This is a genomic window from Microbacterium sp. 1S1, from assembly GCF_008271365.1.
In the GTDB taxonomy this organism is placed as follows: domain Bacteria; phylum Actinomycetota; class Actinomycetes; order Actinomycetales; family Microbacteriaceae; genus Microbacterium.
In genome coordinates this window covers 1,400,260-1,413,940 of record NZ_CP043430.1, presented here as the reverse complement: position 1 = coordinate 1,413,940, position 13,681 = coordinate 1,400,260, and the positions used below count along the sequence as shown (strand labels likewise).

Here is a 13,681-nt window from a genome sequence, read left to right as displayed (position 1 = left end):
CGAGGCGGCATACGATTCAGGCTCGCGCCCGCCGCATCCGGCGGCGCGGCGCGCGCGGGAGAGCCGCCGACGCCGGCGCTCGTTTCGGCTCGTGGGCGTCGGCGAGCGCACGGAAGGCGTCGTCGAGCGCAGGGAAGGACCCGAGGTCGGTGCCGCGCTCATCGCGCAGTCGATGGGCGGACCCGTCGAACTCGACGAACCCGGCGAACTCGCCGTCACGCGTCGCGACGTGCACGTCGACGTCGGCCTGCTTCCAGGTGAGAGGGGTGGACGGAGGGACGGTGGTGGTAGTACTCATGCTGATGCTCATTGCTGTGGGGCGGGCGCGCTGTCGCGCTCCGCACATGGAGAGACCGAGGGCGGATCCCGCGCGCGTCGATGTGCGTGGTCCGTTGATGGCCCTGATCAGTGGCGACGAGGCGGCCGAGAGGGGGCGATACGCACACGTTGCACGATCAGCCTAGCAGACACACACCGCGGAAGCGAGAGCAGAGCGCAGGATGGGGGGACATCACTCCGCTCTGCGGCGCTGGCGCTCGAAGAGATCGGCGGGCAACGCTGGGCCGGGGCGATTGGGGGGATCGCTCGCGCAGCCATGAAGACGGCCGGCATGCAGGGGACATGGACGGCCGTAGCGCATCCAGTGGAACACGGAGCTTGTCACCTGTCAAGTTTTTCTCGGACGGCTGTCCAGATCCGTCGGAATGCCATAGCATAGCCCGCACCGATCCCGAAGGGGACGAGACCGGGGGCACACCATGACGACGGCGATCAAGCGGGCGGAGCGAGCAGGCGTGGACAAGTTCGCGCTCCGCCGGCGCGCACTGGCCGAAGCGGCACTGGAAGCGATCGCAGAGCGCGGATTCGCGCGGACCGGGCTCCGCGAGATCGCGCAGCACTCGGAACTGTCGCACGGTTCCCTGCACTACTACTTCACCGACAAGAACGACCTCATCGCGGAAGCGGTCCGGATCTCGAAGGGCGGACTCGGCGACCGCTACCTGGCGGTTCTGGACGAGGCGGAGACGGCGGACGATCTCGCGGCCGGCGTCGCTGATGAGCTCGCCCGCAGCGTCCGCGACGACGCCCGCCTGCACCGGCTCTGGTACGACCTTCGCAACCAATCCCTGTTCGAGCCGGGATTCGGCGACACGATCGCGGAGGTCGAGACCCAGGTGCAGGACGCGATCTGGCAGGTCGTCGAGCGTTACGCGGAGCTGTGCGGACGCCCCTGCCGCTTCACCCCGCTGTTCGCGTACGCGCTCACCGACGGCATGATCCATCACACGCTGATCCGGCATCTGCGTGGGGATCACGACGCCATCGCCCGCCTGCGCCGCGAATGTCTGGACCTGTTCGCCGCCAGCGTCTGACCACGGTGGTCAGGCGTCCGTCACGGTCGCGCCATGGGGAACCGGGGGACGGGCCACCAGCACCACCACGATCGCGACCATGACCGTCGCCGTCAGCGCCACCGGCACGGGCACGAAGGGGTCGAGCAGGACGAGGAGTGCGCCTGCCGGTATCACCGTGTTGACGACGCGGTCGGCGTTGTCCCGGATCGCGATCCACCAGACGCCGATGAGGAACACCGCGATCGGTACGGACACGGTGAAGGTGGCGGCCACGGGGGCGAGGTGGCTCTCCCCCGTCATCACGTCCAGCTCGACCTCGATACCGGCGGAGAAGGCAGCGGCAGCCGCGAACACGAAATAGTGGATATAGCCGTAGCGCAGGGAATGGCCGAGGGTCGTGATGGCGCGGTGGTGGGGCGGCCAGAAGTAGATCCACCACAACGCCGCCGTGACGATGAACGCCAGGGCGGAGATCGCGAGGAGGGGCCCCAGCACCTCCACTTCGTCGAGGGCGTCGATGATGGCGTTGGCGGAGGCGAGAAGGCTCTCGCCGAGCACGATGAGCGTGAACAGCCCGTAACGCTCGGTGATGTGGCGCGGATGCCACGGGGTCTGGTGCTTGCGCTCGGCGAACACCGGGACCCCGACCTCGATCAGCGCGAAGACGACGAACGCGACGAGTTGCACGGAGCCGGACGGGATCAGCAGGAAGAGGATCCACAGCACCTGCACGGCGGCGATGCCGAGGGCGTAGCGCCGCGCGACGGAACGGAGCGGGCCGCCGGAGCGGGAGGCGCGCAGCCACTGCGCCACCATCGCGACGCGCATCACGACGTAACCGATCACGGGCAGCGTGAAGTCTCCGTGTTCGAATGCCCGGGGGATTCCGGCGGCGAGGATGAGGACACCCGCCATCTGGACGAACGTGGCGATGCGGTACGGCCAGTCATCGGTGTCGAACGACGTCGCGAACCAGGTGAAGTTCATCCACGCCCACCAGATCGCGAAGAAGAGCATCGCGTAGGACGTGATCCCGTGGAGGAAGTCTCCCTCGCTGAGGGCGTGATGCAGTTGGGCAGAGGCGATGCTCACCGCCACGACGAAGACGAGGTCGAAGAAGAGCTCCAGCGGACTCGCCGCACGATGCGGCTGTCCCGGATCACGCGGGCCCATGGCACGCAGGTGGAGGCGAGGGCTCGAGGCGGGAGGCACGGTCACCGCGACAGACTAGCGCCGGCGGCAGCGGAGGCGCGGTATGCCGGAACTCGGATCTCGCGCATCTCGGGGTGGAGCTTCCGTCCGCTGCCGGGATCCGCTACAGTGTTGGACGTCTGCAGTGCCTGCTGCACCCCTCGTCGGTTGGGACGACGAGGAGGACCTTCGCGATGTGGGATCGCGGAGCACCAGCAGGACCCGAGGGGTCGGGACGCAGACGTGTCCGTGAACGTGGGGTTCACGGTCTGGGGAAAACTGGGGAAACGATGGCGCACTGGGGTTATCTGCGTACATTCACGGCTCAAGGGGCCTCGGCATGACTTCCGTCGAGGATGCTCTGAGCATCGCTCGTACGGGTTTCACGCCGATCACGGCTCCGCGAGCAACCGCGTCGGTGACGCCTGCGGCGAGCACGCCGCGCGTGTCGGCGACGCTCGAACGACGCCGTCAGTGGGAGCGTCGCTATCGGATGCGGCTGCGGATCACGGATGCGGCTGTCATCCTGATCGCGGTCGCGCTGACGGCGGCGGTCCAACTGATCACCGGCGTCACGGTGATCGAGGCCGTGCGCAACGCCGTATTGCTGAGCCTCGCCTGGTACCTGATGCTGTCGGCGCTCAACAGCCGAGCCGCCGCCATCTTCGGGTCCGGGGCCACCGAGTACCGCCGCGTCGCGCACGCCGCGGGACTCGCCTTCGGCCTCACCGCCATCGCGGGCGTGCTCCTGGAGTGGGAAGGGCTGCAGCCGCTGTTCTTCATCGCACTCCCGGTGGGCATGCTCGGTCTCCTCTTCGCTCGCTGGACCTGGCGCCGCTGGCTGCAGCGGCAGCGCCTCTCCGGACGATTCGCGTCGAGGACACTGGTGGTCGGCGCCACCGAGGACGTCGAATATGTGATCGACTCCCTGCAGAAGGGCGGGGAGAACGGCTATCACGTCGTGGGGACGACGTTGCTGGATCGCACGTCCGGCGCGCTCAGGATCGGGGAGAGCATCTATCCGGTCGTGGGCGATGTGGACACCGTCGCCGCGGCGGCGGCACAGCTCGGGGCGGACACCATCATCGTGGCGAGCCGCCCCGAGGGGTCCCCCGACTTCGTCAAGCAGCTCAGCTGGCAGCTCGAGGGCACCGCCGCCGAGCTCGTGCTCTCCAGCCGCCTGACCGATGTGGCGGGTCCGCGCATCTCTCTGCGGCAGGTCGACGGCCTCCCGCTGATCCAGGTGAAGATCCCGACCTATGAGGGCGGCGTGCATCTGCTGAAGCGCGCCCTGGATGTCGTGGTCGCCACCGTCGCGTTGATCCCGATCGCGGTGCTCACCCCCGTGCTCAGCGCGCTCATCAAGCTCGACTCCCCCGGACCGGTGTTCTTCTTCCAGGAGCGCGTCGGGCGGGACGGCCGAACCTTCAAGATGGTCAAGTTCCGTTCCATGCGGACCGACGCGGAGAAGCAGCTCGCGGCGCTCAAGGAGCACAACGAGGGCGCCGGCCTCCTCTTCAAGATGAAGGACGACCCGCGAGTGACGCGGGTCGGGAAGGTGCTGCGCAAGCTGTCGCTGGACGAGCTCCCGCAGTTCTGGAACGTGCTGATCGGCGACATGAGCGTCGTCGGTCCGCGTCCACCGCTGCCCAGCGAGGTCACGGCCTACGACGGCACCGTGTTCCGCCGTCTCTACATCAAGCCCGGTATCACGGGCCTGTGGCAGGTCTCGGGGCGCAGCGACCTGTCGTGGGACGAGAGCGTGCGGCTCGACCTGCGTTACGTGGAGAACTGGTCGGTCATGAACGATCTGCAGATCATGTGGCGCACCGCGAAGGTCATGGCGCAGCCCAGCGGGGCATACTGAGCGGATGAGCAATTCGACACCCCTCACGATCGCGATGGTGGGGACCCGCGGAGTGCCCGCCGCCTACGGCGGGTTCGAGACGGCCATCGAGGAGGTGGGTCGCCGCCTCGCGGAACGCGGTCACGACGTCGTCGTGTACACGCGCGGCTCCGAACACCGGGACAAGGAGTACCTCGGCATGCGCGTGGTACACCTGCCGGCGGTCCCGGTGAAGCAGGTCGAGACGCTCAGCCACACCGGCCTGTCGGCGCTGCACCTGCTCTTCCACCGTCGGCCCGACGCGACCTTCGTCTTCAACGCGGCGAACTCCCCGTTCCTGCCTCTGCTGCGGGTACGGCGAGCGCCCGTCGCCCTGCACATGGACGGTCTGGAGTGGCGTCGCTCGAAGTGGGGCCCCCGTGGCAAGGCCTATTACCGGTGGGCCGAGCAGTTCGGCGTCCGCACCGCGGATGCGCTCATCGCCGATGCTCCGGGCATCTCCGACTACTATCGCCACCAGTTCGACGTGCCGACGGAGCTCATCCGCTACGGCGCGCCGATCCTCGATGACCCGGCGGCGGACCGTCTGAACGAGATGGACCTCACTCCCGGCGGCTACCACCTCGTGGTGGCGCGCTTCGAGCCGGAGAACCACGTTCTCGAGATCGTCCGCGGGTACCGCGCGAGCGCCGCTCGGCTGCCCCTGGTCGTCGTAGGCTCCGCACCGTACTCCGCCGGATACACGCAGGAGATCCAGCAGGCCGCCGAGGCCGACCCGCGTATCCGCTTGGTAGGGGGCGTCTACGATCAAGACCTCCTCGACGCGCTCTACGCCCATGCCGCCACCTACCTGCACGGCCACTCCGTCGGCGGCACCAACCCGTCGCTCCTGCGCGCCATGGGAGCCGGCACGGCGGTCATCGGCTTCGACGTGCCGTTCAACCGCGAGGTGCTGGACGGGAACGGCTGGTTCTTCGCCGGCGCGGACGACGTCGCCAGGCACGTGACGGCGGCGGAAGCGGACCCCGCGCTCCGCGGCCTGCACGCCACTGCGGTCAAGGAGATCGCACGCACCCGCTTCCGCTGGGACGACGTGGCCGATGAGTACGAAGACCTCGCCCGCCGTCTCGCCGAGGGTTCCAGCATCCATGCCTCCGCTCGCCGCGCGCGTCGCCGGAGCACGGACTGGGCCCCAGCCCCCGCGGACGCCGCACGATGACCGCCACGGGGCACCGGAAGACGGTTCTGCTCGTGCATCCGGGTGCGGAGATGTTCGGCTCCGACCGCATGCTGCTGGAGAGCGCGATCGGGCTCGTCGAGGCCGGAGCCCGCGTCATCGTCGCGCTCCCCAGCACGGGCCTGCTCGTGCCGCCGCTCCGCGCCGCCGGAGCCGAGGTCGTCATCGTGCCGATGCTCGTCCTGCGCAAGGTCCTGCTCACGCCACGCGGACTGCCGCGTCTGTTCCGCGACATGTTCCGCGGCCTGGGCGCCGCGTGGCGGCTGATCGGGCGCGTCCGCCCGGACGCCGTGTACGTATCGACCATCATCATCCCGCAGTGGCCGCTCATCGCCCGGCTTCGCGGAACTCGCGCGATCAGCCACGTGCACGAAGCGGAGGCCTCCGGGAGCACGCTGGTGAACCGCCTCCTCTACGCCCCCCACCTCGCGTCCACCCGCGCGTTGGTGAACAGCCGATTCAGCCTCGAGACGATCCGGCGCGCTCTGCCGCCCCTGGCCGCTCGCACGCGCGTCGTCTTCAACGGCGTCGCGTCCCCGGAGCACCCGGCGCCTCCCCGCACCCGCATCGACGGTGCCCTGCGCGTGCTCTACGTCGGGCGCCTCTCGCCGCGGAAGGGCCCCGACCTGGTCATCGACGCCGCCGCTGCTCTTCAGGCAGCCGGCCGTCCCGTCGAGGTCACTCTGCTCGGCGCAGTCTTCGAAGGGTACGAGTGGTTCGAAGAGGAGCTCCGCGCTCGCGCCGCTCAGACCGGAGTACCCGTCCACTTCGCCGGTTTCCACGCCGACGTCTGGCCGTTCCTCGCCGACGCGGATGTGCTGATCGTGCCGTCGCGGGTGGACGAGCCGTTCGGGAACACCGCCGTCGAGGGCGTTCTCGCATTGCGCCCCGTCATCGCCAGCGACAGCAGCGGTCTGCGGGAGGCAGCGGGCGGGTATGCCACCGCGCAGCTCGTCACGCCCGACGATCCCGCTGCCATCGCGGCCGCGCTCGACAACGTCCGCGATCAGTGGGGCGAGCTCGTGGGAAACGTCGCCGAGAGCCGGGCGGAGGCCCAGCGCCGTCACGCCCCCGCGGTCTACCGCGCGGACATCACCGCCGGCGTCCTGGACTGACCGACCCGGCCCTCTGCTTCGGGACCTCCGCGGTCCGGCGCCCCTTCGGCGAGCCGACGTCAGACGGCTGCGGTGGAGCGATCGCCCGTGAGCCGAGCTCGGTGACGGACGATGTAGATCGAGAACGGGATCAACTGACAGACCAGAAGCGCGAAGGCGACGCCGAGGAGCGGCCCCGCGATGCCGAGGACCGGCGTGAGCACGAAAGCGAGAGTGATCCCCACGGCCGCCATGCTGAGGGTCGGAATCACCTGGAAGCGGATTCCCGGCTTGTCCATGATGAACATTCCGAGGGGGTAGACGGCGGCGGTGAGCATGATCATGAGGCCGAACGCGAAGATCGTCGTCGGGCGCACCTCCAGCTCCCCCTGGGTGATGAAGCCGAACAGCCAGGGGCCGACGAGCCACACGACGACCGTCGCCAGGGCCACCGCCACGGCGAACAGCGCGGAGAGGAGGAATGGTCCCCGACGCAGATCGCCCTGATGCCGCAACCGGGCGAAGTGGGGCCAGAGGGCGAGCCCGCCGGCCATCACGAGTCCGTTGAGCGCGAAGAAGACCTGCCCGGCCACACCGTATTCGGCGACGTCCGTCGGACCGCCGAGCTGAGCGATCACGTAACGCTGCGACCCGACGGCGATCGGATACGTCACCATCTGCGCCAGCATCGGCCAGCCGACGTCCATCACCCGGACGCCGGGGAACCGCCGTGGCCGGAGGACCATGCGTGCCGCCGCGGGGATCAGCGGCGACGTGGTGCGCGCCGTGATGAGCACGCCGAGCACCGACACGATGAACGAGGCGGCGAATGAGGCGATCGCGACATAGGAGTGGAGGTTGTCACCTCCGTACGTGAGCAGCAGCCAGACACCGGCCAGGGTCAGGGGGGAGATGAGCCCCTGCAACAGGATGACGATGTGGTTCTTGCGCTGGCCGAGCATGATCCGGGCCCAGATGCCCAGCGGAATCCCGAGGCAGAAGATCGTGACACAGAAGAACGCCGCCAACGACGCCCCCGGCTCTCCCCCGGCGTCGCCGAAGACGAACTCCCACGCGCCGGTGGCGAGCAGCACGGTGTTGACCGCCATCGCGGAGGTCGCGAAGATCAGCAGCACACGGCCGACCGATGTGAGCTGGTACCGCAGCTTCTCGTCCGTCCGGACATCGTCGCTCGTGGCCACCGCGTTCACGAGGACGGCGCCGCTGCCGAGGTCGGTGAACGTCAGCAGCGACGGGATGGTGGTGAGCAGGGTGTAGAGGGCGAAGCTGCCGACGCCCGCGTCTCCGATGATCATCCGGGTGGTGAGAACGCCGCACACCAGCGCGATGACCATCGTCAGCGCGCGGGCGCCGACAGCGAGAAGAGAACCCATACCTAGATCGTCACCGCGGGAGGGCCCCCAGGGTCGCGCTGCCACCGGGGAGTCGCGATACCGAAGCGACATCCGTCGGGACCGGGACCGCGATGGCTGCCTGGCGCTGCACCTGCGCGGGCAACAGCACGTACGCGCCGGTCACGACCGAGGCTCCCTGCACGAACTGCGACCGACGGTCCTGCCCGGTCGCGGCGGTGAACGCCGCGAGGGTGTCGGCAACGGCCGGGTCCCGCGAGACGGAGCCCTTCGACCACGCCGAGAACCACCGGGGCGTGCCGGGGGCCGTGCGGTGATACAGGTTGCCGTTCACGCTCGACACCATCTGCGCGCCGGTGAACGTGGTCGAGAAGTCCTGCACGCAGACGAGGCAGTTGCCCGCGCTCTCCGCCATCACGTTGTTGGACATCACGGTGTTGCGCACGATCCAGGGCGCCAGCGGCGCATTGCGGGTGCGCGGGTCGTGGCCTGCCGCGTTCGGATCGGAGGCACGGCGGGCGTCCTGACCGATGCTGACGTTGCGGTTCGCGTTGCCGACGAAGGTGTTGTTCCAGATCTTCACGTTGCCGGAGTTCAGGACGAACAACCCGAAGTCACCGTTGCGGGCGATGATGTTGTCGGCGACGACGGCACGCTCCGAGAGCTCGACGAGGACGCCGTGCCCGGCGTTCCCGATGACGTCATTGCCGGTGAACGCGATGTCGACGACCGACTCGTCGAACCAGGGCCCACGCCCGGCGTTGCCGGTGAAGGCGCTGTCGGCGACGGTGACACCGCGCGTCCGGGTGACCTTGAACGCACCGGACACCGGCGAGTGGTTGAAGTGCTCGGCGTTGTTGCCGACGGACAGCATCTGCTTCACCGTGAGCCCGTCGGCCTGGGAGGCGCCACCGCCGAGGAGGCCGTTGCCGACCAAGGAGACCCGCGTGAGCGTCGTGCGCGGCGCCCACGAGTAGAAGCCGGTCGTGGAGTTGTCGCGGATGGTGACGTCCGTGAGGGTGATGTCGTTGGCTGCTGCGACGACCGTGCCCATCTGCGGCACGCTGGTGGCGTACCGGCGGACGCCGATTCCGCGCACCTCGGATCCGGCGGAACGGATCGAGAGGGCCTGCGTGAGGACGCTGGCCTCCACGGTCTTGCCGGTCGGATCCGTACCGATCACGAGCCGCTTGGCGCGGTCGTCCACGTAGAAGGTACCGGCGACGACCTGGGCAGCGGACCCCACCTCGCGCAGTTGCACCCCCGCGACCCAGACCTGGTCCGGGTGCGCGGCCATCGGATGAGCCGGATCGACGAAGCGCCACTCCGGCTGGGTGTTGTCGGGCGCTCCCTTGGTGTACGTGGGGCTGGAGTCGAGAGCCGTGGTCCAGCCGTCCACCGTCCAGGTCTTCCCGGAGGCCTTCCACCCGGTGACGACCTTCGTACCGTCCATCCATACGGCCTCGTTCGGGGCCGGCTGAATCGTGACGCGCTTCTGCGCGGGGACGACGATCTCCTCGTGATAGCTACCGCCGCGGAGGACGATCGTGCCGCCGTTCGGCACGATCCTGAGGGCCGCCGCGATCGTCCGCACCGGGGCGGCCTTGGTGCCTGCCGCGCCGTCGGATCCTCCCGGCGACGCGTACACCGCCGTGGCCGGTGCCGGGTAGGAGAGCGAACCCGGTGCCGCCGCTCCCGGCTTCCCGCGGACGCCTGCCGGTGTCGCCGGCGGTGCGGGCGTCGTGGGCGGCGCCGGCGTCACCGGCGGAACCGGAGCCGGGTTCGGGGCGGGCGCCGGGTTCGGGGCCGGTGCCGGGTTCGGGGCCGGTGCCGGAGCAGGGGTCGGTGCCGGAGCGGCCGGAGGAACGGGCGCGGTGGCGAGGATGTCGTCGACCGCCAGCGGGACAGCCGCCTTCGCCCCCGCGGAGGTGTACAGCGCGAAGCCGTAGCCGCCCGCGGCGGTGATCCGGCTGGTGGACGAGTCGGCGTGGCTGACCTGCCACGCCGACGGTTCGGCGGCCCCGTTCACCCAGGCCTTCGCCGCGAGCGTCACCGGGCTCGTGCCCGTGACCTCCAGCGCGACGCGCAGCGACATGCCCTTCGTCACGGTCAGCGGGAGACGACGCTCACTCAGACTCTGCACGGTGGTGAGATCGGTCATCCGGACCACGGAGACGTAGGCGGAACCGTCGGGGTGCACGCGCAGCCGGACGCCGTACGAGTTCTTGCCCACGATTCGGACGGCCTGCGCGAGATACAGCGGGCCGCCGACGGGGAGAGCGGGTACGGCGACCGTGAAACGACTGCTCAGGTCCGCCGCGCTCACCCCGGCGACGGTCGCCCTCGCGGTGATCCCCGGCTTCCGGCTGGCGAGCAGGGCGCGACCGTTCGAGACGCTCGAAGGTCCCTCGACCACGCGCCAGGCGCCGGTCGATGATGCGCCCCACCCGGACGCCACGGTGCGGTTCATCGAGTCGGACAGGAGTGGCGCCGCGGCCGGGGCCGCGGGGACGGTGGTCGCGGAACCGGCGGTGGCTGCAGCCACGGGACCGGCGACGAGGGTACCGGAGAGGGCGACGATGGCGCCGAGCGACGCGGCGAGGAACCGACGGTGCCGGCGCGGCGCGCCGTGCGGTGTCGAGAAGGGACGAGCGGGGAACGGAAAGGACACGATGTCACCGTTTCTGGGGCGTTCTGCACGGTCACCCGCACTTCGCCGCAGTTTCAACCCCGGCGACAAAGAGCGAGCCCCCCTCGCAACCCATGAAGAATAACCGCCCGTCTGGGTGAAGGCAAACGGTGCGACGACCTCAGCCAATATGCTGCGTGCCCGCGCGGTGACCCACCGGCACGGCGCACAGCTCGCTCATTCGCTGTAGTACTCGCTGCGATGCCGGTCCGGCCGCGCGCGGTTGAGGACGGTGCCGAGGATGCGCGCACCACCGGATTCCAGCGACTTGATGCTCTTCGTCAACGCTGCGCGCCGGGTCTTCGTCGCGTCCACGACGAGGATCACGCCGTCGGTCTGCGTGGCGAAGAGGTTGGCATCCGCGACGCTCAGGGTCGGCGGCGAGTCGATCACGACGTAGTCGTACTCCGCGGCGGCGAAGTCGAGCAGCTGCGTCATGCGGGCCGACGTGAGCAGTTCCGCCGGGTTCGGCGGGATCGTGCCGGCGGGCAGGATGTCGAGCGTGGTGTCGGCGACGCGGTGCTTGGCGACCTCGAACCCCACCTCGTCCAGCAGCACGCTCGTGAGACCGACCGAACCGTCGATACCGGCGTGCTCGTGAGCCCGCGGTCGCCGCATGTCGGCGTCGATCAGGAGAACGGAGTTGCGCAGGGCGGCGAGGGTCATGGCGAGGTTCACCGAGACGGTGGACTTGCCCTCCGCGGGCATGCCCGACGTCACCAGCAGCACCTTCACGCGGGAGGAGACGTTCGCGTACGCGAGCGCGGAGCGGATGCGGCGGAACTCCTCCGAGGTGTGACCGAGGGGTTCCTGGGCCACCGCGATGCCGCGTTCCGCGAGCAGCGGCGACTTCGAGACCACTCCGAGCACGGGGTCGCCACCGGCCTGGGTCAGCGCCTCCTCGTTGCGAACGCGCGTGTCCAGGACGCCGATGAGCACGGCGGCCGCGAGACCGAGAACTCCCCCGAGGAAGCCTCCGAGAAGCGCGTCCCTCGGCTTGCTCGGCGTGAACTGGAACTCGGGCACGACGGCGTCGTCGATCACCTCCGCGGTGATCGTCGACTCCCCCTGCGGATCCTTCGGCGCAACGTCCTTGACGGCGACGATGAGCTGCTCGGCGACGGCATTCGCCAGGGCGGCGGCGGCCTCCGCATCATCCTGGATTCCGGTGACCCGCAGGGTCACGGTGCTCTGCGGGATCGCGACCTCGATATCCCTGGCGAGCGCTCGGGGCGTGGTGTCGAGATCCAGCTCCTCGATCACCGGTTCGAGAACCCGCGAGCTCGTCGCGAGCTGAGCGAAGGAGAGCATCTGGCTCTGGGTGTACACCGAGCCCTGGTTGAGATCCGAGGCGCTCGTGCCCTGGTTGAGCGCGAAGTAGAGCGAGGTCGTCGCCTGGAAAAGCGGCGTCTGCAACGACGCGTAGCCGTACGAGCCCGCCGCGCCCACGACGCCGCACAACACGATCAACCACCAGAACTTGCGCAGCGAGCCTGCGATCATACGCAGACTGACCCGGCTCTCGCCCATGACTCCCCATTCCCCCTGAGGTCTCGATTCTAGAGGAGCCATCTGCACGGCACCCTCACGTCTGCCCGGCCTGCGGAGCGGCTCGAGCCGCCAGCCTCGGAGACGACGCCGTCGGCACCTCGCGGAGGAACGCGTCCTCCCCCGGCGCCGACCGCGCACCCGCATCCCTGGCCCAGGTGATCGCCAGCCCCACGCAGAACCAGAGGAACATGCTGTACTGCGTGATGAGCGCCACCACGACCAGACTCGGGAGCTGGCCGACGACGGCGAGGGCGGCGGGACTTCTGGTCGACCGCCGCACCGCCATCAGCGCGGCGCAGACGACGGCCGCCATGATGAGCAGCGTCGGCACGTACCCGTACCGCAGGAGCGTGAGCACCAGCGCGTTGTCCACCGAGCGGGCGAAGTAGCCGAGGTAGTAGTCGCCGGAGACGAGGGAATGCCAGTCACCCGGGTTGCCGAACACCTGCACCTGCTCCAGGAGCACGAGCAGATCGGTCCGGTAGTCGGCGCTTCCCCCCGCCTCGTCACCCGCCGCTCCGAAGACGGAATCGATGATCGGGATCACGATGGCCGCCCCGATGACTCCCGCGACCGCGACCGTCACCCGGAACCTCGTCGAGACGCCGACGATGAGGAAGGTGGACAGCACAAGCGTGAGCACGAGCGTCAACAGCCCGGCCCTGCTGAAGGTGAGCACCGTCGCGATCGCGATGACCACCACTCCCGTGATCTTCGGGAACAGTCGCCACCTGGTCGCGACCACGAAAGCCGAGGACATCGCCAGGGCCGCGCCCAGGGCGATCGAGTGGCCGTACGCGCCCTCCGCACGGAGGACACCGCCGCGCTCCTGCAACGGGCTCCACGTCTCGTAGACGACGCCGGAACCGGGGATCAGGACGAACGGATTGAACGAGGTCACGAACTCCACGACGGCGAGCGCCGCCGCGACGATCGCCACCACGGCGATGGTCGACGTCACCCATTCCGGAGTCACACGGGCGAGGACCACCCGACCCCAGATGTAGGGGATGACCCACTCCAGCAGCGACGCCACGAGGGAGGCGAGGTCGACCGTGCCGAAGCCGTACAGGCCGACGACGAGGAGGACGAACACCGCGACCCAGGCGTCGGCCGCGCGCAGGGGCACCACGGACCAGTTGACGATGATCAGCAGCGCCGTCAGCAGGGTGATCGCCGCCCAGTAGAAGCCGACGTTCACCCCCACCCAGAGCGGGACGAAGAACAGCACGCAGGCCCACACCACGAAGGCGGTGCGCGGGAGCAGACGGAGCCCGAACACGACGATGGCCACTGCCGCGATTCCGCCGATGGCGAGGAGCGCGATCGGTACAGCAGTGGCCAT

At 69.4% G+C, this 13,681-nt stretch carries 10 protein-coding genes; 4 read left to right on the top strand and 6 right to left on the bottom strand.

What is annotated here, in order from left to right; genetic code table 11:
• Positions 1 to 16 precede the first annotated feature (16 nt).
• Positions 17 to 298, bottom strand: a complete 282-nt coding sequence (locus FY549_RS06880) for a hypothetical protein (RefSeq protein ID WP_149084378.1) — start codon at positions 296 to 298, stop codon at positions 17 to 19.
• A gap of 460 nt (positions 299 to 758) precedes the next feature.
• On the opposite strand from FY549_RS06880, the gene FY549_RS06875 reads away from it, so the two are divergent.
• Positions 759 to 1,373, top strand: a complete 615-nt coding sequence (locus FY549_RS06875) for a TetR/AcrR family transcriptional regulator (RefSeq protein WP_149084377.1) — start codon at positions 759 to 761, stop codon at positions 1,371 to 1,373.
• Positions 1,374 to 1,382: 9 nt separating this feature from the next.
• Here FY549_RS06875 and FY549_RS06870 read toward each other — a convergent pair whose 3' ends face one another.
• Positions 1,383 to 2,528 (bottom strand): low temperature requirement protein A, encoded by a 1,146-nt coding sequence (locus FY549_RS06870; RefSeq protein WP_149086028.1) that lies wholly within the window; start codon positions 2,526 to 2,528, stop codon positions 1,383 to 1,385.
• A gap of 358 nt (positions 2,529 to 2,886) precedes the next feature.
• Between FY549_RS06870 and FY549_RS06865 the strand changes: the two genes are divergently transcribed.
• From FY549_RS06865 to FY549_RS06855, 3 genes are read left to right on the top strand one after another with little or no spacing between them, the layout of a single operon-like run.
• Positions 2,887 to 4,413 carry a sugar transferase gene (locus FY549_RS06865; protein ID WP_149084376.1) on the top strand — a complete coding sequence of 509 codons (1,527 nt, stop codon included), beginning with the start codon at positions 2,887 to 2,889 and terminating at the stop codon, positions 4,411 to 4,413.
• Positions 4,414 to 4,417: 4 nt separating this feature from the next.
• A complete protein-coding gene (locus tag FY549_RS06860) occupies positions 4,418 to 5,611 on the top strand; it encodes a DUF1972 domain-containing protein (protein ID WP_149084375.1) in 1,194 nt (397 codons plus the stop codon).
• Positions 5,608 to 6,744 (top strand): glycosyltransferase, encoded by a 1,137-nt coding sequence (locus FY549_RS06855; RefSeq protein ID WP_149084374.1) that lies wholly within the window; start codon positions 5,608 to 5,610, stop codon positions 6,742 to 6,744. The genes FY549_RS06860 and FY549_RS06855 overlap by 4 nt, the downstream gene beginning before the upstream one ends.
• A 59-nt stretch (positions 6,745 to 6,803) precedes the next feature.
• Here the strand turns inward: FY549_RS06855 and FY549_RS06850 are convergent, their stop codons facing one another.
• The 4 genes from FY549_RS06850 to FY549_RS06835 form a co-directional block, all read right to left on the bottom strand.
• The gene (locus FY549_RS06850) at positions 6,804 to 8,117 is read right to left on the bottom strand and encodes a hypothetical protein (protein WP_149084373.1); all 1,314 of its coding nucleotides are present in this window, start codon (positions 8,115 to 8,117) and stop codon (positions 6,804 to 6,806) included.
• A gap of 10 nt (positions 8,118 to 8,127) precedes the next feature.
• Positions 8,128 to 10,767: a right-handed parallel beta-helix repeat-containing protein gene (locus FY549_RS06845; RefSeq protein WP_200838609.1), complete on the bottom strand. Its 2,640-nt coding sequence runs from the start codon at positions 10,765 to 10,767 to the stop codon at positions 8,128 to 8,130.
• A gap of 195 nt (positions 10,768 to 10,962) precedes the next feature.
• Entirely contained in the window at positions 10,963 to 12,288 is a 1,326-nt protein-coding gene (locus FY549_RS06840) for a polysaccharide biosynthesis tyrosine autokinase (protein WP_259614079.1), read from the bottom strand.
• An 82-nt stretch (positions 12,289 to 12,370) separates the two neighbouring features.
• Positions 12,371 to 13,681 carry a hypothetical protein gene (locus FY549_RS06835; protein WP_149084371.1) on the bottom strand — a complete coding sequence of 437 codons (1,311 nt, stop codon included), beginning with the start codon at positions 13,679 to 13,681 and terminating at the stop codon, positions 12,371 to 12,373.

Coding starts and splice junctions, on each gene's coding strand:
- FY549_RS06880 (WP_149084378.1), bottom strand. CDS start 298: ATGAGTACTACCACCACCGTCCCTCCGTCCACCCCTCTCACCTGGAAG.
- FY549_RS06875 (WP_149084377.1), top strand. CDS start 759: ATGACGACGGCGATCAAGCGGGCGGAGCGAGCAGGCGTGGACAAGTTC.
- FY549_RS06870 (WP_149086028.1), bottom strand. CDS start 2,528: ATGGGCCCGCGTGATCCGGGACAGCCGCATCGTGCGGCGAGTCCGCTG.
- FY549_RS06865 (WP_149084376.1), top strand. CDS start 2,887: ATGACTTCCGTCGAGGATGCTCTGAGCATCGCTCGTACGGGTTTCACG.
- FY549_RS06860 (WP_149084375.1), top strand. CDS start 4,418: ATGAGCAATTCGACACCCCTCACGATCGCGATGGTGGGGACCCGCGGA.
- FY549_RS06855 (WP_149084374.1), top strand. CDS start 5,608: ATGACCGCCACGGGGCACCGGAAGACGGTTCTGCTCGTGCATCCGGGT.
- FY549_RS06850 (WP_149084373.1), bottom strand. CDS start 8,117: ATGGGTTCTCTTCTCGCTGTCGGCGCCCGCGCGCTGACGATGGTCATC.
- FY549_RS06840 (WP_259614079.1), bottom strand. CDS start 12,288: ATGATCGCAGGCTCGCTGCGCAAGTTCTGGTGGTTGATCGTGTTGTGC.
- FY549_RS06835 (WP_149084371.1), bottom strand. CDS start 13,681: ATGGCCACTGCTGTACCGATCGCGCTCCTCGCCATCGGCGGAATCGCG.